Source organism: Sinorhizobium numidicum (genome assembly GCF_029892045.1).
Classification (GTDB): Bacteria; Pseudomonadota; Alphaproteobacteria; order Rhizobiales; family Rhizobiaceae; genus Sinorhizobium; species Sinorhizobium numidicum.
The window spans coordinates 2,815,631-2,835,404 of sequence record NZ_CP120368.1 but is presented as its reverse complement, the minus strand read 5'-3'; the positions used below and the strand labels follow the sequence as shown (position 1 = coordinate 2,835,404).

General features: G+C 61.1%; 20 protein-coding genes, 1 tRNA gene and 1 pseudogene. 9 read left to right on the top strand and 13 right to left on the bottom strand.

The window, feature by feature from the left end; translation table 11 throughout:
* Positions 1 to 32 precede the first annotated feature (32 nt).
* Genes PYH37_RS24780 through PYH37_RS24770 form a run of 3 tightly spaced genes read right to left on the bottom strand, consistent with a single transcriptional unit; the run spans position 33 to position 2,710 of the window.
* Entirely contained in the window at positions 33 to 800 is a 768-nt protein-coding gene (locus PYH37_RS24780) for a cephalosporin hydroxylase family protein (protein ID WP_280734105.1), read from the bottom strand.
* Positions 793 to 1,836, bottom strand: coding sequence for a class I SAM-dependent methyltransferase (locus PYH37_RS24775; protein ID WP_280734104.1), 1,044 nt, complete (start codon positions 1,834 to 1,836; stop codon positions 793 to 795). The genes PYH37_RS24780 and PYH37_RS24775 overlap by 8 nt, the downstream gene beginning before the upstream one ends.
* A gap of 46 nt (positions 1,837 to 1,882) precedes the next feature.
* Positions 1,883 to 2,710 carry an NAD-dependent epimerase/dehydratase family protein gene (locus tag PYH37_RS24770; RefSeq protein WP_280734103.1) on the bottom strand — a complete coding sequence of 276 codons (828 nt, stop codon included), beginning with the start codon at positions 2,708 to 2,710 and terminating at the stop codon, positions 1,883 to 1,885.
* Between the two features lie 249 nt (positions 2,711 to 2,959).
* Here PYH37_RS24770 and rfbC point away from each other — a divergent pair, with 249 nt between their 5' ends.
* A complete protein-coding gene (rfbC, locus tag PYH37_RS24765) occupies positions 2,960 to 3,493 on the top strand; it encodes a dTDP-4-dehydrorhamnose 3,5-epimerase (protein ID WP_280734102.1) in 534 nt (177 codons plus the stop codon).
* Between the two features lie 64 nt (positions 3,494 to 3,557).
* Here the strand turns inward: rfbC and PYH37_RS24760 are convergent, their stop codons facing one another.
* From PYH37_RS24760 to rfbF, 3 genes are read right to left on the bottom strand one after another with little or no spacing between them, the layout of a single operon-like run.
* Complete coding sequence (locus PYH37_RS24760) at positions 3,558 to 4,790, bottom strand: class I SAM-dependent methyltransferase (RefSeq protein WP_280734101.1); 1,233 nt, start codon at positions 4,788 to 4,790, stop codon at positions 3,558 to 3,560.
* A 5-nt stretch (positions 4,791 to 4,795) separates the two neighbouring features.
* Positions 4,796 to 5,866: a CDP-glucose 4,6-dehydratase gene (rfbG, locus tag PYH37_RS24755; RefSeq protein WP_280734100.1), complete on the bottom strand. Its 1,071-nt coding sequence runs from the start codon at positions 5,864 to 5,866 to the stop codon at positions 4,796 to 4,798.
* Positions 5,863 to 6,630 (bottom strand): glucose-1-phosphate cytidylyltransferase, encoded by a 768-nt coding sequence (gene rfbF, locus PYH37_RS24750; protein ID WP_280734099.1) that lies wholly within the window; start codon positions 6,628 to 6,630, stop codon positions 5,863 to 5,865. Before rfbF ends, rfbG begins: the two co-directional genes overlap by 4 nt.
* A gap of 261 nt (positions 6,631 to 6,891) precedes the next feature.
* On the opposite strand from rfbF, the gene PYH37_RS24745 reads away from it, so the two are divergent.
* The 5 genes from PYH37_RS24745 to PYH37_RS24725 all read left to right on the top strand — a co-directional run bounded on the left by PYH37_RS24745 (position 6,892) and on the right by PYH37_RS24725 (position 11,556).
* A complete protein-coding gene (locus PYH37_RS24745; protein ID WP_280734098.1) occupies positions 6,892 to 8,331 on the top strand; it encodes an FAD-binding oxidoreductase in 1,440 nt (479 codons plus the stop codon).
* Positions 8,332 to 8,470: 139 nt separating this feature from the next.
* Entirely contained in the window at positions 8,471 to 9,910 is a 1,440-nt protein-coding gene (locus PYH37_RS24740) for a pyridoxal phosphate-dependent decarboxylase family protein (RefSeq protein WP_280734097.1), read from the top strand.
* Between the two features lie 16 nt (positions 9,911 to 9,926).
* Positions 9,927 to 10,472 carry a GNAT family N-acetyltransferase gene (locus PYH37_RS24735; RefSeq protein ID WP_280734096.1) on the top strand — a complete coding sequence of 182 codons (546 nt, stop codon included), beginning with the start codon at positions 9,927 to 9,929 and terminating at the stop codon, positions 10,470 to 10,472.
* A gap of 131 nt (positions 10,473 to 10,603) precedes the next feature.
* Complete coding sequence (locus tag PYH37_RS24730; protein ID WP_280734095.1) at positions 10,604 to 10,987, top strand: EF-hand domain-containing protein; 384 nt, start codon at positions 10,604 to 10,606, stop codon at positions 10,985 to 10,987.
* A gap of 191 nt (positions 10,988 to 11,178) precedes the next feature.
* Positions 11,179 to 11,556, top strand: coding sequence for a DUF488 domain-containing protein (locus tag PYH37_RS24725; protein WP_280734094.1), 378 nt, complete (start codon positions 11,179 to 11,181; stop codon positions 11,554 to 11,556).
* 29 nt (positions 11,557 to 11,585) lie between these two features.
* On the opposite strand, the gene PYH37_RS24720 is transcribed toward PYH37_RS24725, so the two are convergent.
* The 4 genes from PYH37_RS24720 to PYH37_RS24705 form a co-directional block, all read right to left on the bottom strand.
* On the bottom strand, positions 11,586 to 11,732 hold the full coding sequence (locus PYH37_RS24720) for a hypothetical protein (RefSeq protein ID WP_280734093.1): 147 nt from the start codon (positions 11,730 to 11,732) through the stop codon (positions 11,586 to 11,588).
* 32 nt (positions 11,733 to 11,764) lie between these two features.
* Positions 11,765 to 11,953 carry a hypothetical protein gene (locus PYH37_RS24715; protein WP_280734092.1) on the bottom strand — a complete coding sequence of 63 codons (189 nt, stop codon included), beginning with the start codon at positions 11,951 to 11,953 and terminating at the stop codon, positions 11,765 to 11,767.
* A gap of 171 nt (positions 11,954 to 12,124) precedes the next feature.
* Positions 12,125 to 13,330: a ZIP family metal transporter gene (locus PYH37_RS24710; protein ID WP_280734091.1), complete on the bottom strand. Its 1,206-nt coding sequence runs from the start codon at positions 13,328 to 13,330 to the stop codon at positions 12,125 to 12,127.
* Positions 13,327 to 14,454, bottom strand: coding sequence for a multicopper oxidase domain-containing protein (locus PYH37_RS24705; RefSeq protein ID WP_280734090.1), 1,128 nt, complete (start codon positions 14,452 to 14,454; stop codon positions 13,327 to 13,329). Before PYH37_RS24705 ends, PYH37_RS24710 begins: the two co-directional genes overlap by 4 nt.
* A 195-nt stretch (positions 14,455 to 14,649) precedes the next feature.
* Between PYH37_RS24705 and mntR the strand changes: the two genes are divergently transcribed.
* From mntR to PYH37_RS24685, 3 genes and pseudogenes are all read left to right on the top strand, one after another.
* Positions 14,650 to 15,135: a manganese-binding transcriptional regulator MntR gene (mntR, locus tag PYH37_RS24700; RefSeq protein WP_280734089.1), complete on the top strand. Its 486-nt coding sequence runs from the start codon at positions 14,650 to 14,652 to the stop codon at positions 15,133 to 15,135.
* Positions 15,136 to 15,317: 182 nt separating this feature from the next.
* A complete protein-coding gene (locus PYH37_RS24695) occupies positions 15,318 to 15,731 on the top strand; it encodes a Fur family transcriptional regulator (protein ID WP_280734088.1) in 414 nt (137 codons plus the stop codon).
* 208 nt (positions 15,732 to 15,939) lie between these two features.
* Positions 15,940 to 16,098 (top strand): annotated as a pseudogene (locus PYH37_RS24685) (MerR family DNA-binding protein); the annotation flags it as partial.
* Positions 16,099 to 17,162: 1,064 nt separating this feature from the next.
* Here the strand turns inward: PYH37_RS24685 and PYH37_RS24680 are convergent.
* From PYH37_RS24680 to PYH37_RS24670, 3 genes are all read right to left on the bottom strand, one after another.
* Positions 17,163 to 17,239, bottom strand: a tRNA-Arg gene (locus tag PYH37_RS24680).
* 208 nt (positions 17,240 to 17,447) lie between these two features.
* The gene (locus PYH37_RS24675; protein WP_280734087.1) at positions 17,448 to 18,233 is read right to left on the bottom strand and encodes an ATP-binding cassette domain-containing protein; all 786 of its coding nucleotides are present in this window, start codon (positions 18,231 to 18,233) and stop codon (positions 17,448 to 17,450) included.
* A gap of 14 nt (positions 18,234 to 18,247) precedes the next feature.
* Entirely contained in the window at positions 18,248 to 19,561 is a 1,314-nt protein-coding gene (locus PYH37_RS24670; protein ID WP_280734086.1) for a sugar ABC transporter permease, read from the bottom strand.
* Between the last annotated feature and the right edge of the window lie 213 nt (positions 19,562 to 19,774).

Genomic DNA, 19,774 nt, shown 5'->3' with positions numbered 1-19,774 from the left:
CGCCTGCTCGATAATGCTGGGACGAGCTCGGATCAGCGGCGCCGAAGGAAACCGTCCGGTGCCACGGTAATCATCAGCTTCTGGTCGATCGCATGATCGATCTCGAATTCGGGATGCGATTCAAGATATTTCCAGACGGCGGTTTTTGGATTGTTCCCTTTTCCCCAGGGACGATCGAGATAGGCTTCCGTCGGGAGGTCTTCGATGATCGTGTCGAACACCACGCAGTAGCTATCTTTCGTCGTCAGCGGGGCATAGGCCTCGAGTTCCGCGAGCACATGGTCGTGCGTGTGATTGCTGTCGAGGCAAACAAGGATGCGGGAGAAAGGCTTCGCGAAAGCGTGAACCTCGTCAATGACCTCGCGGGCGATGCTTGAACCCTGGATCATATGAATCCGGGACGACATAGGATGAGCTTCGATTTCTTCCCGGTTGTGTGCACGAATATCGATATCTACGCCGACCACTTTTCGGCGCGGTGCGCGCGGATCAAACGTCGTACCCGCCTCGATAGCATCGCTCATGTCCAGCAATGCCAGGATCGATGCGCTGAGGATGAGCGAGCCGCCATGAGCAATACCGGTTTCGATGATGAGATCGGGACGTGTTGCCCAGATGATTTCCTGCATCGCAACGACATCTTGCGGATACTGAATGATCGGGCGGCCCATCCAGAAGAAGTTGTAGGAGTATTTGGGGCCGATCGACTGTCGCAGAAAGTCGGCAGCGCTCTTACGGAATTCGCTGTTTGCACCGATCTCGCCAATGCGTGCTGCGACCTCGGCTCGGAAATCAGTCATGATCGACCTCAATATACGTGTATGCGTTGTTGGACATCTGCTTGATCTCGTCGAGATAGTTGCGGTTCATGACATAGATGTTTGAACCAGCGGGTAAATCCGGCAGTACATCTTGCGGTGCGACAACCTGCAGGCCGGTGATCGGCAAGTATTTGCCTTGTTTGGCCGGGTTGATGTCGATCACGGCCTTCACCGGTAATCCCGCACGCGTTCTCAGCAAGGAGAAGATGACCCCTTTGGATGCCCCGCCCCAGATCAGGGCGGGTTCGTGGTTCGATTTATCCAGGCCGTCGAGCTTGCGGGTGAAGTCATCGGGGAGATCTGCCCGATCGGTTTCGTCGATGACCGGTTGGCGCAACGAACTCAACTCCGCGACAACAAACAGGTACTGTCCGCCGAAGATCCGGCCACTCGAAATGACGTTTCCGAAGATGCGGTGAAAGTCGGACAGCCTGAAATAGTTGACGTGCTCGTAGAAGATGTCGAACCAAGCCCTGCGCTGACAAATCCAATCGAAGCAGGGCACCTCGATATATATCTTTCCTTGATTGCCATTCGCCTGTTTTAACTGATCGAGAAAGGCGACGGGGTCGGGAATGTGCTCCAGTACATGTCGCAGGATCAGCCCCTTGGCTTCGATGCCGGAACCCGGTTGGAAATATTCCCGACGGACGCGCGGATTGGCGCCTTCGTACGCCGGATCGAAGCCGGTGATCTCCACTCCGTCGCTCAGAAGCTTCTCCAGGAAGAAGGCTTTGCCGCATCCCACCTCAACGAGTTCAGAGCGTCCCATCGTGTTCAGGATGATCTTGGCGACGTTGTCGAGATGCTCCTGAAATGACCGACTGACCGCCTGCTCGTTCTGATAGCTCCTGTCGTATATCATCAGTTCAGGCTTAAAAGCCGCGTTCCGGACCAATCCGGTGTCAAGATCTTCTACCAGGCACATATCCCCGCGCGGCGAGGAAATCGCGTCATTGATGCTGTCGTACATCTTGTTCTGAAAAATCGGTAAGTCGCGCTGCTCATAAAGCACTCGCGTGCCGTTTCCTGATCTCATCGATGGTCCCTTGGCCTTTCGGTTACTTGACGCCCACGACATGGGGCGGATCAACGAGGTTTTCGGCCCGTCCTCCGAAATTGAGCAGGTCCCGCCTCCCATATTCGTCGGCGATTCTCTCAGCAAATTCCCGGATCGTTATCGGCACGCCCGAACAGATATTCACTGCTCCTTGCGCGGTGCTGACCGACACATCCACAATCATCCTGGCGGCTTCGCGAATATCTAGAAAATCGCGGACTTGGAGGCCTTGGGTCAGGTCGGCTTTCCGGCCGGAGGCGAGCGAATTTCTGAGATAAGGGACGAAGCGTCGTTCGTCCTCTCCCTCGCCGTAAAGATAGAACAGACGGCACCACGCAAATTCGACGCCGTTCTGCGGCAACCATTGAGAGAGCGCCAGGAACGCCGCCGCCTTGGCGCCCGCGTAAGGCGTTGAAGGCTTGAGCGGCGTATCCGTCGTGAGGGGGCGGCCCGTTAACTCATACTCGAAACAAGTGCCGATGCCGACAAAGCGTTTGACGCCGGCTGCGGCGGCGCCCTTGGCCATTGCCAGTGTGCCGGCAAGACAATCGAGATTGATCGGTGACGTGAGGTATTTGCCGGGTTCGGCATACCACGCCAGATGAACGACTATGTCGATATCCGCGAGCGCTTCGGCCCACCAGCTATCAGATTCGGCAAAAAGCGCGCTCGTCGAAAGAACACGACCAATTCCCGCCCTGGCGGAAAATCTCTCTTCGTTTCCCTCACGAACGACAGGGTATGCGACCATGCCGCGTTCGATCAGCTCGTTGAGGACGTGACGGCCGACAAAACCTGTGGCGCCCGTGAGAAGAACTTTTGTCGTCAAATGCCCTTCCAATCGCGGATGGCGGTGAGACTTGGCGGAGCCATGTTCATCATTTCATTGCTCCCGGGTGCCACGTCTTTCGATCGATCGGAAATGCTGTTGAGGCCATCAAGCTCACCGTCTAATGAAGCTTCTCAGACGTCTGGGTCAAGGTCTGCGAAAAAACGTACCCGCGTGGCGCCCCGCAGCCCGAAAGCGGACGACATCGGACCGGATCGTGGACGATTCGCGCAATTTAGAGGTTATGCAATGTCGCGATTTAAGCGTATCCCCACTGAGCTCGCTGGCTTGGTGATCGTAGAGCGGACGCAGATTGGTGATGAGCGCGGTTTTTTTTCGCGTTTTTTTTGCCAAGAAGAGCTTGACGATTTCGGCTCGACCGGCGTCATCGCCCAGATCAATCACACGATGACCGGCGTGAGGGGTGTAATCCGCGGCATGCATTTCCAACGCTCCCCGCATGACGAGGCTAAGTTGGTGTCGTGTGTGGTCGGAGCAATTTTTGACGTTGCTGTCGACATGCGGCCGGACTCGCCCACCTATCTGAAGTGGCACGGCGAGGTTCTGAGCGCAGAGAATGCGCGATCTATGATGGTTCCGGGCGGCTTTGCGCACGGATTCCAGACGCTGACCGACAATTGCGAGCTGATTTACCTCCATGATAAACCTTACGTCGGACATGCAGAGGGCGGCCTGAATGCGCTTGATCCGCGCCTGAATATCGCGTGGCCCATCGACGTTACGCAGATGTCGGAGCGCGACCGCAACTTTGCCTTTATCTGACGGCCATCGCGTGCTGCCAAAGTGCCTGAGGCCGACGCGAGCGGCTTGCGGTCGCCGCGGCCCCTCAAATCAGCCGCACTTCGGGAATGGCGACCACGAAGCGGCCGCCCCACGAGCGGATCTGAGCGTTGGCGGCAACGATCTCGTCCGTTAGGTTCCACGGCAGGATGACGACGTAGTCGGGCTTGGCGGCCTCGAGCTTGGCCGGGGCGTGAATGGGGATATGGCTGCCCGGCGAGAGCTTGCGCTGTTTCAGATCGTTGCGGTCGACGATGAAATCGATCTCGGTGGACGTCACGCCGCAGACATTCAAGAACGTGTTGCCCTTGGCCGCCGCGCCATAGGCCGCCACGGTCTTGCCCTCGCTCCTGGCCTTCTCCAGGAAGGCACGAAACTCCTCGCAGACGGCAGCGATCCGCTTGCCGAAAGCGACATAGCTTTCCATCCTTGTCAGTCCGGCGCTCGCCTCGTCTGCCCGCACCTTCGCGAGTCCTTCGGTCGACGCCCTGGTACCCGTCGTCAACTGGGCGTAGACGCGGAGCGAGCCCCCGTGGGTCGGCAGTTCCTCCACGTCGAAGACTTTCAATCCGCACGCGGCGAAAATGCGTTCGACGGCAACGAGCGAGAGATAGGAATAATGCTCATGATAGATCGTATCGAACTGAATGCCTTCGATCAGGCGTAGGAGATGGGGAAATTCGAAGGTGGCAACGCCTTCGGGTTTCAATAGAATCGCGAAGCCGCTGACGAAATCGGCGATGTCCGGCACATGCGCCAGAACATTGTTTGCGGCTGTCAGATCGGCGCGAATTTCGCGCCTCACCAGTTCGCTTGCAGTCTCCCGCCCGAAAAAGGCGACATGGGTGGGGACATTGCGGCTTTCGGCGATCTTGGCGGCATTGGCTGCCGGTTCCACACCGAGCACCGGGATGTCTTTCTCGGCGAAATACTGCAACAGATAGCCATCGTTTGAGGCGACCTCCACCACTTGCGAGCCGCGGTCGAGGCTGAAGCGTTCGCTCATTGTCTCGGCATAACACCGAGCATGGTCAAGCCAGCTCGTCGAAAACGACGAGAGATAATGGTAGTCGGCGTTGAAGATCTCGTCGGCCGGCACCGTTTCGGTGGTCTGAACGAGCAGGCATTCCGAACAGACCATCACCTTCAGCGGAAAGGCCTGTTCCCTTGCAATCGCTTCGTCCGTCGGCTCGAGAAACGAGTTGGACCAAGGAGTGGCTCCGAGATCCGCAACAACGGTCGCCAGCGGGGTCGAGCAGAAGCGGCATGAGTGAGACATCGTGATCAGCGGCCTTTCGTAAATGCGTCGATCTGGTCAAGCGTGAGTTGATGCGCCGGCTCGCCGCGGCGCCAGCCGTCATACCAGCGCGCAGTCCATTCGATCGCCTGTTCTTGCGTCAGTTGCGCGCGCCAGGCCAGGCTCTTCCCGGCGAGCGCCGGGTCCAGACCGAGCGTCTGCATCTCTCGCGGTTGGCCCAGCAAAGAGACATCGTCCCATTGCAGGTCGAGACCCATCGCCACCTGAATGGCGTGCGCCACATCGCGCACGGCAATCGGCCGTTCAGCAGGCGAGGGGCCGAAGTTCAGAGCCTCGACGTCGCTCTCGCCGCGATAGAGCGCTTCGGCAAAGAGGAAGTAGCCATTGAGGCAATCGAGCACGTGCTGCCAGGGACGCGTCGCGAGCGGACTGCGAATGTTGAGCCTGGTGCCGGAGAGGGCTGCACGTACGATATCGGGGACAAGCCGGTCGGTAGAAAAGTCGCCGCCGCCGATGACATTGCCGCCGCGTGCCGTCGCAATCCGGATGCCGCGCTCGTTGAGATAGGCGCTGCGCCAGGTTGCGACGGCAATCTCGCACGCGGCCTTGGAGCCCGAATAGGGATCGTGTCCGCCCAGCCTGTCGCTTTCCTGAAAGTGCCGTCCGCTCTCGTCGTTGCGATAGACCTTGTCCGTCGTCACGACGAGAATGGCCTTTACCGAGTGCGCGGCGCGTGCGGCTTCGAGAAGCCGGATCGTGCCCATGACGTTGACATCGAAGGTGTCGGCGGGCGTCGCATAGCTTTCACGCACCAGCGGCTGTGCCGCCATGTGCAGGATGATCTCCGGCTCGGTCTTCCGCATGATCGCGGTGAGTGTCTCGTCATCGCGAATATCGCCGAATTGCCCATGCGGGCACTCGTCTGCGTACAACAGGGAGTGGAGGGATGGCTCCGAAACAGGGGGCAAGGCGTAACCGCCGACATGGGCACCCATCTTTTTCAGCCACAATCCCGCCCAACTGCCCTTGAAGCCCGTATGGCCGGTCAGAAGCACGCGTTTTCCCGCCCAAAAATCCGGATCGGGCGGAAGGGTCATGACCAGATCTTCCAGGGCGCGCGGTTCTCCTGCCAAAGCTCCTCAAGCTGATTCTTGTCGCGCAGCGTGTCCATGGGGCGCCAGAAGCCGTCGTGCGGAAAGGCCATCAGTTGGCCGTCGCGGACCAAGCCTTCCAATGGCGCCTCCTCGAAGGCGGTGTGGTCGTCTTCGATGCGGTCAAGCACGGAACGATTGAGCACGAAGAAGCCGCCATTGATCCGGCCGTTGTCGCCGGCGGGCTTTTCCGTGAAGCTGTTGACCTGCCCGGCTTCAACCGCAAGCGCTCCGTAGCGCCCCGGCGGCACGACGCTCGTCACCGTGGCCTCCCGACCGTGCCGGTTGTGGAAACCGGTCAAGGCGCGGACGTCGATATCGGCGACGCCATCGCCATAGGTGAGACAGAAGGTGTCGCCCAGATAGGAGGCGACGCGCTTGAGGCGCCCGCCGGTCAGGGATTCCGCGCCGGTGTCCACGAGGGTGACGCGCCAGGGCTCAGCCGTTTTCGTATGATAGGTGGTCTCGCCCGTCGCCATGTTGAACGTGACGTCCGACGAATGCAGGATATGATTGGAGAAGTATTCCTTGATCATGTAGCCGCGATAGCCGAGGCAGATCACGAAATCGGAAAAGCCGAAATGGCTATAGATCTTCATGATGTGCCACAGGATCGGGCGTCCACCGATCTCGATCATCGGCTTGGGTCGGAGATGGCTTTCCTCGGAGATGCGGGTGCCGTATCCGCCGGCGAGAATGACGACCTTCATGCCCAAACCTGCCTCCAAGCTTTTCAAAGCGCGTCGCGTTTCGCTTTCTCTGCTCCTAACCTTGCCCAGAGCTTGATTGCCGACGCTCTCGCTCCGGTGTGATTCTCAGTGGAGCATTTTGACGCCGTATCAGGCCTACTCTTTCCGAATTCCTGGAGACGGTACCGGCGCATGGGCAACGAGCAGCCGCTTGCGAGGCGCCTGGCAAAAGAGCAGAATGCCGCGCTCTGGGGCAAGGGCTCACCGCGGGAGGAGCGAATCATGAATGATATGAGCCTCACCAATCTGCACGCCGGAAAGACGATGATCAGCGCCGCAGCGATCGAGGCACTCGCGGGGCAGCAGCGCGGCCACGTGCTGAACGCGACCGATCCAGCCTATGACGAGGCGCGCGCCATCTGGAATGCCATGGTCGACCGCAGGCCTGCGCTGATCGTGCAATGCGCCGGAGCCGCCGATGTCATCAATGCGGTTCGGTTCGCGGCGGAGAATGAGCTGCTCGTCTCGGTGCGCGGCGGCGGGCACAATATCGCCGGCAATGCCATCTGCGATGGCGGTCTGATGATCGACCTGTCGCCGATGAAATCAGTGCGCGTGGATGTGGCGACGAAACGGGCCTGGGTCGAGCCCGGCGCGACGCTTGCCGATGTGGACAAGGAAACGCAGGCGTTTCGGCTGGCACTGCCGACCGGCATCAACTCCACCACCGGCATCGCCGGCCTGACGCTTGGCGGCGGATTCGGCTGGATCACGCGCAAGCTCGGATTGACCATCGACAGCCTGCTTTCGGCCGATGTCGTGACTGCGAATGGCGAATTGGTGCGCGCGAGCCCGACGGAGCATCGCGACCTCTTCTGGGCTCTGAGGGGCGGCGGCGGGAATTTCGGGGTGGTCACAGCCTTCGAATTCGAGCTTCACGAGTTTGGTCCGCAGGTTACTGCAGGGCTCGTCGTGCATCCCTTCGCCGACGCCCAAGAGGTTCTCCAGCAATATCGCGAAGTTCTGGAAAGCGCGCCGGATGAACTGACCTGCTGGGCTGTGATGCGACAGGCGCCGCCGCTGCCGTTTCTCCCCGAGGAGTGGCATGGCAAGGAGATCCTGGTCCTCGCCATGTGCTATTGCGGCGATCCCGACGTGGGGGAGAAGGCGACCGGGGGCCTGCGCTCGATCGGAAACCCGATCGCCGACGTCGTCGGTCCCAGCCCCTTCGTCGGCTGGCAGCAGGCGTTCGATCCCTTGCTGACGCCGGGTGCCCGCAACTATTGGAAGAGCCATGATTTCATGGAGCTTTCCGACACGACGATCGGCATTCTCCTCGATGCCGTTCGGCAATTGCCCGGGCCGGAATGCGAAATATTCATCGCCCATGTCGGCGGGGCCGCCGGGCGTGTTGCGGCGGAAGACACCGCATTTCCGCAGCGCAGCGCCCATTTCGTCATGAACGTTCACGCCCGTTGGCGCGAACCGGCAATGGACCAGGCCTGTATCGATTGGGCGCGCCGGCTCTTCGAGACGGCCAAGCCCTATGCCGCCGGGACCGCCTATATCAACTTCATGCCTGAGGACGAGATCGACCGGGTCGAGGCCGCCTATGGCGGCAACTATCATCGGCTCGTCGAGGTCAAGCGGCGATACGATCCGCAGAACCTGTTCCGCATGAACCAGAATGTGCGGCCGGTCGAGGAGCGAGGGGCTGCCTGAGGCAGACCGGTGCGGTCGGAGACATATAGGGCAGAGGTGTTGCGGCTCGCACGTACTGCGGAGCGTGACGCTCGGAAGGACGATAGGTTCAATCGCAATGGTGCGGCGGCGTTGCCGCCTCACCTGAGGGAGGCGCTTGATGAGCGGCGGGTCGGTGAGCGATCTTTTTCTTCGCGCGGCAAGACATGCGACGCGCTTCCGCGACGGGATATCCGAAGCCCCGCAGAGACCGCAGGTCTCCTATCTCGCCTCGCTGGAGGCGTTCCGCGAGCCCGTTCCCGAAGGAGGAAGTTCCGGGCCCGAGGTGATCGAGGAACTTGCCGGAAAGGCGGAGCCGGGACTGCACGCGATGACCGGCCCGCGGTTTTTCGGCTGGGTGATCGGCGGGTCGCACCCCGTCGGGGTTGCCGCCGACTGGTTGACGAGCGCCTGGGGCCAAAATGCCGGCAACCACCATGCGGCACCAGCCGCGGCCGCGGCCGAAGCGGTCGCCGGAGACTGGCTGCTCAATCTTCTCGATCTGCCGAGGGAAAGCTCCGTTGGTTTAGTGACCGGCGCGACATTGGCCAATTTCGTCTGCCTTGCGGCGGCGCGGGGCGACGTGTTGAGGAAGGCCGGATGGGACGTCGAGGCGCAGGGTCTGTTCGGCGCGCCGCCGATTACCGTGCTGATCGGCGACGACGCGCATACGACCGTTTTTTCGGCGCTGCAGTTTCTTGGGCTGGGGCAAGATCGCGTCTTTCGCCTGAAGACCGATGACATGGGGCGGATCGCTCCATCGAAATTTGCCGAAGCGGCCGGCAAGGTCTCCGGCCCGTGCATCGTCATACTCCAGGCGGGGCAGATCAATACCGGCGCGTTCGACGATTTCGCCGCCCTCATCCCCGTCGCCAGGCGGATCGGCGCATGGATCCACGTCGACGGCGCTTTCGGTCTCTGGGCGCGCACCTGCCCTGAAAAGAAGGCGCTCGCCGACGGCGCCGACAAAGCCGATTCCTGGGCGACAGACGGCCACAAATGGCTGCAAACGCCCTATGATTGCGGCTACGCCATCGTTGGTGACGAAGAGGCCCATCGCCGGGCAATGACGATTGCCGCCAGCTATCTGCCGCCGAGCCATGAAGGCGAGCGCGATCCGAGCCATTTCGTGCCGGAGCTTTCTCGTCGCGCCCGCGGATTTGCGACCTGGGCGATGATCAAGCACCTCGGCCGCGAGGGCATTGCAGCCATGATCGAGCGGCATTGCCGCATCGCCCATGCGATGGCGGAAAGATTGAGCGCTGAGAACGGCATCACGGTGCTGAACGAGGTGATGCTCAATCAGTTTCTGGTGCGCTTCGGCGCGGGAGCCTCGGAGGACGAGGCCGATCGGCTGACCCAGCGGACGATCGAGAGGGTGCAGGCCGACGGCCTCTGCTTTGCCGGCGGCGCGACCTGGCGCGGCCGGAAGGTAATGCGCGTTTCCGTCATTTCATGGCTGACGGATGATCGGGCCGCGGAGACGGCCACAGATGCGATCATAGCGGCGTGGCGGGCGGTTCGCAGCGCGGCCGCGGCCTCCGATCTGGCGAACGGATAAGCAGCGGAGCATTGTCATGGCCGGTGGCGCCCTGGAGCATCGATTGGCGACCCGCGATGATCTTCCGGCTCTCGCGGCGCTGATGGACGCGGCCATCTCCGAACTGCAGAAGCCGTTCCTGAATGCCGATGAGATCGCGTCGAGCCGGAAGATCATGGGCCTCGATACGCAACTCATCGACGACGGCACCTATTTTATCGTCGAGCAGAATGGTGTCATTGCGGGGTGCGGCGGCTGGAGCCGTCGCGCGACGCTCTATGGCGGAGACCGCTCGCCGGGGCGCGACGCGGCGCTGATCGATCCTACGACCGATCCGGCACGGGTGCGCGCCATGTACACGCATCCGGACTTCACCCGCCGCGGTGTCGGCCGGCTGATACTGTCGCTCTGCGAGGAGGCTGCGCGCGCCGAAGGTTTCAGCCGCGTCGAACTCATGGCGACGATGGCGGGGGAACCTCTCTACCGTGCTTGCGGTTACCAGCCGGTGGAGCGGGTATCCGACGACCGCGGCGGCACGGCCGTGCCTTTGTTGCGGATGATGAAGCCGCTTCAACAAACCTGACCTACTGCATGTTTCCTTAAATCGGAGCCGACTTAAGGACAAAAACATGCAGCAATTCAAAGTGCTACAGCGACCTTTGTGCGTCTGAAAAGACGCACGACGCTGTAGGCCAATCTGGAGGAGGAATTCAGATGTCACCAATGAGATTGCCAGCCGTGGCCGCCCTTGCTGCGCTGATGACCATCAGCGCAACGACCTTCGCTGCTGCACAGGCGACCGACGCGGCTCCGCAGCCCGAGGAAATGCCCGACCAGGACGTGCAAGCGGATCGGCCGGATAGGGTGCGAGGGGACGGAATGCGTGGGGACCGTATGAGGCATCGCGATCGGATGAGGGGAATGCAGATGCACCGGCAGATGATGAAAATCATGTTCGCAATCACCGATGCGGACAATGACGGCGCGCTTTCATTCGAGGAGATCAGCACCATCCACAGGCGGATTTTCGACAAGGTGGACGTCAACAGGGACGGCAAGGTCACGCCCGACGAGATCCAGACGTTCATCCGCGATTAGGGAAGCTTCGCTACTGCATGTTTCCTTAAATCGGAACCGATTTAAGGATAAAAACATGCAGCAATTCAAAGTGCTGCAGCGACCTTTGTGCGTCTGAAAAGACGCACGGCGCGCTGCAGGTTTGGGGCACAAGCTTGTTCGCGGGCCGGTGACCGGCCGGCCCGCGAATTCTTGCATAAGCGGGGGCGCGGATGGCATCACTCCAATTGAAGCGTATTTACGAGGCGCCGGAGGCGGGCGACGGAACGCGCATTCTTGTGGACAGGCTTTGGCCGCGCGGTATTGCCAAGGATAAGGCGCGGATCGACCTCTGGCTGAAGGACATCGCGCCGAGCGACGCGCTGCGCCAGCGCTTCCACGGAAAGCCTGAAAACTGGGATGAGTTTTGCTCGGCGTACGCCGTGGAACTCGAAGGTGAGACGGCGCAGGCGGCGGTGAGCGATCTTCTCGAACGTCTCGGAGAGGGGCCGGTGACGCTGCTTTACGCGGCGCGCGATGAACAGCGGAACAATGCGGTTGCGCTGAAGGCCTGGCTGGAGCGGCATCGGCGAGAGGACGTTCCCTCATAGAAGGCGAGGTGGTTAGGCGAAAGTCGGCCTCAACGCTCCACCACGTAAATCTCCCAGCTTTCGGGAATACCTTTCAAGTTTCGAGATCCGATATGGGCGAAGCGCAGGCCGGAACCGACTGCCAGGTCCTTGACGGTCCTGGAAACGAAGATCGAACCGGGCGGTGCTTCGGTCATAATTCGCGCAGCCAGGTGCACGGCGAGACCGCTCAAATCATCGTCGCGCCGCCAGCACTCTCCAGTGTATGCCGGTCCGCAAATCCAGCCCCAGCGCTTTCGCGTCCCGCCAGGGCCTCGGCACATTCGATGGCAAGGGTGGGGCCGGTGAATGCCAGCAGATAGCCGTCACCGGTGTGCTTGATTTTCTGTCCGCCGAATGCCGGCACACGTGCGCTCACCTTCCCATCGAGGTGTTCCAGGACCGCTCGCCACCGATCATCTCCCATGGCTCAAAGCCGCCCTCGAGCCGACTATATCCATCATTAGAACGGTCAGAAGCGCTCGGCCGGTCGCAGCGATCGCTTTGGCGCCGGTGAGGACCAGCGGTCGCCCTGGTTGGCGGATGGGCGTCAGATCTTGACGAGCATGGCCGTCACATACATGAACGCGAGCCCGGCCGCGATGCCGCCGAACGCCGCAGGACTGAGAATTCGTGCGTAATCAAGGCGGGCGCTCTCGCTACGCCCGACAAGAGCGGTGACTTCAACAATAACCTGCGCGATGGCTCCCGCGCCGATTGCCAACGCGATTGCCGTCCATTGGGGCGCGACGGCCAGGCTGCCGAGCCAGATCCCCAGCACCGCAGGGCCGCCGGCCAGCATTGTCAGACCCACGAAATGACCGAGCTTCGGTCGGATCTTCAGGATGGGGGCGGCGATGCCGATGCCCTCGGTGATGTTGTGAAGCGTGAAGCCCAGCACCAGGAACGTCCCGAGCCCCGCCGATCCGGCGGCGAAAGCCGCCCCGATGGCAAGGCCTTCGCCGAAATTGTGCAGTCCGATGCCGATGGCGATATAGGTCGCCAGCGCAAGCCCCGTCGGAGAACCGTGGCGGCGGCCGATCGCAACGAGCGCCATGAAGGTCACAGCCGATATCAGGACTACCATCACGCTGCCCTGGAAGACCGCGGCCGACTGGCTCGCGAACTCCAGCGCTTCGATCATGGTGTCGACGAGCAGGAAGGCGAGCAGGCCGACCGTCATGGCCAGCAGAAAGGTCATGGTGCTGCGGCCGGCTCCGCGGAGCGCCGGGTAGCACAGCAATCCGATCGCGACGGGCAGGATGCCGACAAAGGCACCGAGGAGGGCCTGGGAGACCAGCCTGCTTCCGCTGACCTTCGGCGTCGGGACGGCGACCGGAATTTCATGGTCGAAGGTCGCGCCTGTATTGGTGACGAATGTCACCTTGTGCGCTTCGCCGAGAACCCAGGGAAACGGGATCACCACCCAGGCGGTGTCGCCGCGGGAAATCGTTCCGGCGGGTTCTTGAGTGAACTGCCAGTAGGCGGCGTCGACCTGCACCTGCGCGATCGTCATCGGTTCCGATCCGCCGGCGCGCACCTGGAGCCGCAGACCGTCCTGATCGAGCACAGTGCGTTCGACTGTCAGGTTCTCGACAGGCGGAGCGCCGTCGTTGAAGCCTCGCAGAGGATCGGTCTGCAACAGCCAGAGCACGGCCGCGACGAGGACGATTAACGGTAAAACGAGCCAGAGAAGGTGTCGGGGGCTTGAGGCGACGGTGGAGACGGGAGGAAAGTTGCGCGGGTTCTCGTTCATGACAGCGTCTCCACAACATCGAACATCCCCATCCAGCCGAGTTCGGCGAATTCGGACTGGTGGGCGTGGAACATGTACAGCCCGGCTTCGTGTTCCTTGAAAGTGAACTCAAGGATGCCGCGTTGTGCCTGGCATTGCATGATGAGATCGACCGTCCGCAGCGTCGGGGTCAGCGTCGTCCCCTGGTCGAAGTAATCGAAGAAGTTCCCATGAAGGTGGAACGAATTGATCGGATCGAATTCGGTGATGTTGACCAGATAGATCCGCACCGGCCGGCTTTTTTCGACCTTGATCGGTTCCTTGGCATAGCAATGGGCGATGGTGTTGCAGGCATAGAACTCGTTCTCACCATCGAAAGTGGTGTCGAAGGCGTTCATGACCATCGCCATCTCCTGCCATTCCGCATTTTCCGGCGAACCGAGGAGGCGGGATTTTGCCACTTCGGCATTCTCTGGGTGACGCGCCGGGTCCGGGTCGATGACGAAGATACCGTACATACCCTTGTGAATGTGCCTCGCCAGAGGAAGGGCATGGCAGTGATAAAGATGGCAGCCGAAAGGTCTGGCTTCGAATTCATAGACGAATTCGTCTCCGGGCGCGATCACGCCCGCGCCGGGCACTCCGTCCATGCGAGCCGCGTGAATGCCATGGAAGTGCATTGAGTGGGGATGGGATCCGTTGTTCCTGAAGACGATCCTGAGCCGCTCGCCTTCGGTTGCGCGAAGCGCGGGGCCTGGCACTCGGCCGTTATACGTCCAGGCGGGGAACAACACGCCCGGCGCGATCTCGATCTCCTTGTCTTCGGCGGTGATTTCGAACGTCCGGAGCTTACGGCCATCCGGCAGATCGGTGACGATTCCGGTATACCAATCCGTCAGCATCTTCGTCGGGTGAAAACCGTTGCGCTCGTTGTCGACGCTGCCGACGGTGATCATCGCGCCGTGCGCCGATTGGTGCGAAGGCCCAGAGGCTGCGACTTCGGGTGCACCTGCCGCGGCATGATAGCGGTGCGTTTCCTGAGCCGCCGTCTTGGTTGAGCAGATCGCTGCCGCGCCGATCGTCGCCGCGCCGCCGCCCAACAGCAGGCTCCTTCTGCTCAATGCCGCCTGCGCCCATCTAAGCATGTTGGCTCCAATCTATCATTAGCAATTTAGATGAAATAGAGCATGGTGAGTGGATTATAGCAAGTGCTATAATTTGATGGAAGAGCTAAGCGCTGCGGGGTTCTGGCCCGCAATGAATGTTCCAACACGGATTGAAAAATAGCATTGGCTATATTATCTCATAGTCGTAGCAATTCCGTACAAGGAACATCTGGATTGTCGAAGCATGAGAAAATCGGGCACGCCTTCGAAACGGCCCTGATCAATGCCGACGCGCAGGTCGAAAGCTTCCGTCAGACGCGGAACAATCGCCGCACCGAGCTCGTCGAGGACTATGTCGAACTTATCGCCGACCTCATCGAGGACGGCGGAGAGGCCCGTCAGGTCGATATCGCCCAGCGCCTCGGGGTGGCCCAGCCGACGGTCGCCAAGATGCTGAAGCGGCTGATTTCCGAGGGCTACATCCAGCAGCGCCGCTATCGCGGCATCTTTCTCACCGAAGCCGGCCGGAAGCTCGCGGAACTTTGCCGCGAACGGCACCAGATCGTCGAATCCTTCCTTTGCTCCATCGGTGTGTCGCCAGAAACGGCGCGCATCGACGCGGAGGGGATGGAACATCATGCCAGCGCGGAGACGCTCGAGGCGTTCAAGGGCTTTCTCGCCCGCTCCACCTCATCGCGCCGCGTTCCCAGTCAGGCGTGATCGATCTCGCAAAGGTCGTGGTCTCCAGCTCCGTTTCTATTTCTTTCGACCGTGAGGTCTTGTCTATCATCTTGCGCGTTGATGAGCGGACAGTTATATGCAAATGATTTGCAACTGCAATAACGGTGGTTTTCGTGGAACGACAAGTTCCGGGAGCTTCTCGTGGATTTCGTGGTGTAGCAATGGATGAGCTTTCACTGGCGGAACTTGAGAGCCGGTGCCAGCAGCGCGGATTACGCTCCTCTGCAAACCTGCGCGACATCCTCGAGGCGCTCATTGCCGGACCGGATCATCCGGATGCCGAAACGCTGCACCAACGGCTGCGGTCGCGGGGAAGGCGCGTCTCTCTCACAACGGTCTACAGAAACTTGAGCCATTTGGTCGCTGCTGGGGTCGTTAGCGCGCATCATTTCGGATCGGCCAAAGCGCGTTACGAGATCACCGCGGCCCACGATCATCTCATCGATATTTCGACCGGCAAGATCATTGAATTTTCCGAACCTCGCCTCAATGCACTCGAAGAAAAAATCGCCGCGCAGATGGGATATCGAATCGTCCGAAAGCGAGTAGCGCTTTACGCCGTGCCGATCGAGTAGCGGATTAAGAAGAAGGCGTTCAAACGGTTCCTCGCCCGCATGACTTCCTTCCGGATAGCCGCTCAGGCGTGATCAGTCTCGCAGAGCTCGTGGTTTGCCAGCGCCTGAATGACATAGCAGTCGCGAATCTGGCTGCTATGGCAGTGCGTGGCTATACGCTCCAGCTCTGTTTGCAACTTTCTCATACGGGCGATCTTGTCGCGAGCAGGAGCGTCTATCCTTCATCAAGCAGGCGCGCGAGCTGGGTCTGACGATCGAGGCGATCCGCGAATTGATCGACCTCAGCGAGCATCCGGAACGCCCCTGCGCCGACGCAGACCGCATCGCCGCCGAACAGCTACAGGCAGTCCGGGACAGGCTGGAAAGCGCTCTCGGCTACAGCGGAGAGGCGCTGATGGTTCACGGCGCTCGTTCATCCTTGGGCTGCTACGCGCGCACCGACCAGGGAGTGGGGGAGATCTACGCAGTTGCGAGCCGCGCATTTGGAGCCGGGCAGGGCGCATTCCAGGTCCAGGCCTATCCGCCCGGATGACGCCTGAAAATCTGGTCGCGCATCGCGACAATCCGAACATGCCGTTCTGAAAAAACCTCAAGGAAGGCGCTGACATATTCGAAGCGCGCGCCGCCGCGAGCCGAAGGTCGCGTCCTGCTCACGGCGCTACGTCTTTAATGCGGAGTTTGAAGGAGAAGTGCTCCGGACCCTTTGGCCGAATGCCCGAAGCGGCTAGATGTCGCCGATCACGCTGTAGTCGCAAGGCAGGCTTCGGACGAGCGCAAGATTGCCGATCTGGTGAGAGTTGCGTCGGCACCCAGGTCACTCGCCTACTAGGACGGTGGAATGCATCCAAGCTTCCGCGCGCTCCTCAAGCAGAATGGCCCGGATAAGCTCGCTGCGAAGGTCTCCGACGTAATATATCCCGTCAACCGCCCGGACGCAGCGCTGTCCGATCCGTATGAAAAGGCGGACAGGTGCGTTTTGGGGGCGTTGAGCGCCCTGATCAGCGTCCGCTTTTCCAGAGTTCCAGACCTCTTGGTCATTCATCCGTATGACCGCAACGGGTCGTGACGGGACTTTTTGCGGCGTCAATGCCAAGAGACCGCTTGGGCGCGTTTACTCACAGGTACGGCTGCTTGGAGGGGCAAAGGCGGTCGTTTGGGGCGATTAACCCAAAATCAACCACGTTTTTCCAAACCTTGAGCACACGCAAGGATTCGGCTTCAAAGAGGCGAAAACAGCCTCAGACATGCTCGTCCAGGGGCGGAGGAGGCGGTTGACGCCCGCGTGCGATCGGTGCGGATGGCCACATTGACCCCACGACCAGCGAGACGCGTTTGACGATTTTAGAAAGCTAGTCCGCGTTTATGGTGGCTAGAGTCCGCGAACCGCGGGTACGAGTCCGCGCTTATGTGGCGACGCAGACATGAGGAAAATGGCGCACCCGACAGGATTCGAACCTGTGACCTTTGGAATCGGAATCCAACACTCTATCCAGCTGAGCTACGGGTGCATCCGTTGGCGGCAGGGCCGCCGAAGCAGGCTGTGAGCGGTTCTTAGCCTAGCTTGCGTGTCGCTTCAATGGTCAATTGCAGGAGATTGCGGGGAAATGCGCTTTCGCCGCGGGGCTGTGGTTGCGGCGCATCGTTTGGGGCGGCCGTGGCCGAAGAAAAATGCCGCGTCCGGAGACGCGGCATGATGGATTGCGCCTGCCCGAACGCTTACGCCATCTGCATGGCGCCAGGGCCGGGGATCGCCTTCGGTGGCACCTTGCCCATGATGATCATGCCGAGCACCTCGTCCTTGGTCACGTCCTCGGTGCGGGCGTGGCCGACGACCTGGCCGTTTTTCATCACCGAGACGCGGTCGGCGAGGTCGAAGACGTCGTGGATGTCGTGGCTGATCAGGAAGATGCCGATGCCTTCGCGCTTCAACTGCTTGATGAGCTCGCCGACCTGTGCGGTTTCCTGCGGACCGAGGGCTGCGGTCGGCTCGTCCATGATCAGGATGCGGGCGTCGAAGAGGATGGCGCGGGCGATCGCCACCGATTGCCGCTGGCCGCCGGAAAGCGCCTTTACCGGTTCCTTGAAGCGCTGGAAGTTAGGGTTGAGGCGGCCCATCACCTCGCGCGCCTTCGCCTCCATCGCCACGTCGTCGAGCGTTCCCCAGGCGGTGCGGAGCTCCCGGCCGAGATAGAGGTTGGCGGCGGCATCGACATTGTCGGCGACTGCGAGCGTCTGGTAGATCGTCTCGATGCCGTATTTCTTCGCGTCGCGCGGATTGTGAATTTCGGCGGGCTCGCCGTTGATCAGGATCTCGCCGGCATCGCGCCTGTAGGCGCCGGAAAGAATCTTGATCAGCGTCGACTTGCCGGCGCCGTTATGGCCGAGCAGGGCGACGACCTCGCCGGGATAGAGATCAACGGACGCGTTGTCCACCGCATGGATGCCGCCGAAGGAGATGGAAATGTTCTTCATTTCCACAAGCGGAGTGCGTTGTTCAGTCATTGTTCGACTCCTGATTATTTGGCGCGGGCGCGATAGACGGTGTCGAGCCAGACGGCGGTGACCAGCACGACGCCGACGACGATCCGCTGCAGCGGACTGTCGATGCCGAGCAGCACCATGCCGGATTGCAGCGATTGCATGACAAGCGCGCCGAGCATGGCGCCGGCAATGGTCCCCATGCCGCCGGCGAGCGAAGTGCCGCCGATGACCGCCGCGGCGATCGTATAGAGCTCGTCGAGTTCGCCTTGCGCATTGGTGGCGGCGTTGAGGCGCGCCGTCGAGATCGCTGCAGCGACCGCGCAGAGCATGCCCATCAGCGCGAAGATCCGGACCGTCACCCAGCGCGTCTTGATACCGGCAAGCTCGGCCGCTTCCGGGTTGCCGCCGATCGCGAAGACATAGCGGCCGAAGCGCAGGCGCGTCGAAATGAAGGTCATGACGATGCCGATCATGATCGCGATCAGCACGGGTATGGCGATGCCGTGGGCGATGAAGAGGCCGCCTTCCGGCCAGACAATGCCGTTTGCGTCTGCGAATCTGCGGGCGATGTTGGTCGGCCAGGGATAGCTGTTGGCGATCGCGACCGCGCCGAGAACGAGGAGGCAGCCGACCGCCGAGAGCAGGTATTCGGCCCAGACCGGACGGCGGGGAAAACCGAAGCGCTTGCGCTGTTTGCGGGCGTTGATGATGCTGGCGACGATCGCCAGGCAGGCGAGGGCGCCGACGATCCAGCTTGCCGTCGCGCCGATCGAGCCTTCGGTGCCGCCGCCCATCAGGCGGAAGGTCGAGTCCATGGGGGCGACGGTGCGGCCGCTCGTCACGAACCAGGTAGCGCCGCGCCAGACGAGCAGCCCGCCGAGCGTCACGATAAAGGACGGCACGTTCAGGAAGGCGATGATCATGCCGTGCAGGGCGCCGATTGCCGCGCCGAGCGCAAGCCCTGCAGCGAGCGTGATGATCCAGGTGGCCGGATGGTTGAAGCCGAGGACCTGCGGCAGGAGTTCGGCCTGAAGCACGCCCATGATCATGCCGACGAAGCCGAGAATCGAGCCAACCGACAGGTCGATGTTGCGCGTGACGATGACGAGGACCATGCCCGTCGCCATGACCGCGACCGAGGCGGTCTGCACCGACAGGTTCCAGAGATTGCGCGGCGTGAGGAACAACCCGCCGGAAAGAAAATCAAAGCCGATCCAGATGATCAGCATCGCGCCGACCATGCCCAAGAGGCGGGTGTCGATTTCGGTGGCGCGGAAGAAGCGCTTCACCGGGCTTTCGACGGCGCTGCGCGCGCTATTGAAGTGTGCGGTATTCGTTGTGTCGGCCATGGCCGCCGTTCCCCCACTGTTTTTTACAGCGCCACGCGCCCAACCAGACGCGCAAAGGTCGCTGTAACACTTCGAATTGCCGCACGATTTTGTCCTTGAGCCGGTTTCGACTTAAGGAATCATGCAGTGTACTCATGCGGTCATCTCGGGCGGCGATGCCGCAATCCTGTCACCCCGCATGCAAAACCGTTGCGGCCTCATGCAAACGCCGCA

Coding starts and splice junctions, on each gene's coding strand:
- PYH37_RS24670 (WP_280734086.1), bottom strand. CDS start 19,561: ATGGCCGACACAACGAATACCGCACACTTCAATAGCGCGCGCAGCGCC.
- PYH37_RS24780 (WP_280734105.1), bottom strand. CDS start 800: ATGACTGATTTCCGAGCCGAGGTCGCAGCACGCATTGGCGAGATCGGT.
- PYH37_RS24695 (WP_280734088.1), top strand. CDS start 15,318: ATGGATGAGCTTTCACTGGCGGAACTTGAGAGCCGGTGCCAGCAGCGC.
- PYH37_RS24710 (WP_280734091.1), bottom strand. CDS start 13,330: ATGAACGAGAACCCGCGCAACTTTCCTCCCGTCTCCACCGTCGCCTCA.
- PYH37_RS24735 (WP_280734096.1), top strand. CDS start 9,927: ATGGCCGGTGGCGCCCTGGAGCATCGATTGGCGACCCGCGATGATCTT.
- PYH37_RS24760 (WP_280734101.1), bottom strand. CDS start 4,790: ATGTCTCACTCATGCCGCTTCTGCTCGACCCCGCTGGCGACCGTTGTT.
- rfbC (WP_280734102.1), top strand. CDS start 2,960: ATGTCGCGATTTAAGCGTATCCCCACTGAGCTCGCTGGCTTGGTGATC.
- PYH37_RS24730 (WP_280734095.1), top strand. CDS start 10,604: ATGTCACCAATGAGATTGCCAGCCGTGGCCGCCCTTGCTGCGCTGATG.
- PYH37_RS24745 (WP_280734098.1), top strand. CDS start 6,892: ATGAATGATATGAGCCTCACCAATCTGCACGCCGGAAAGACGATGATC.
- PYH37_RS24725 (WP_280734094.1), top strand. CDS start 11,179: ATGGCATCACTCCAATTGAAGCGTATTTACGAGGCGCCGGAGGCGGGC.
- PYH37_RS24740 (WP_280734097.1), top strand. CDS start 8,471: ATGAGCGGCGGGTCGGTGAGCGATCTTTTTCTTCGCGCGGCAAGACAT.
- PYH37_RS24675 (WP_280734087.1), bottom strand. CDS start 18,233: ATGACTGAACAACGCACTCCGCTTGTGGAAATGAAGAACATTTCCATC.
- PYH37_RS24720 (WP_280734093.1), bottom strand. CDS start 11,732: ATGACCGAAGCACCGCCCGGTTCGATCTTCGTTTCCAGGACCGTCAAG.
- rfbG (WP_280734100.1), bottom strand. CDS start 5,866: ATGACCCTTCCGCCCGATCCGGATTTTTGGGCGGGAAAACGCGTGCTT.
- PYH37_RS24705 (WP_280734090.1), bottom strand. CDS start 14,454: ATGCTTAGATGGGCGCAGGCGGCATTGAGCAGAAGGAGCCTGCTGTTG.
- rfbF (WP_280734099.1), bottom strand. CDS start 6,630: ATGAAGGTCGTCATTCTCGCCGGCGGATACGGCACCCGCATCTCCGAG.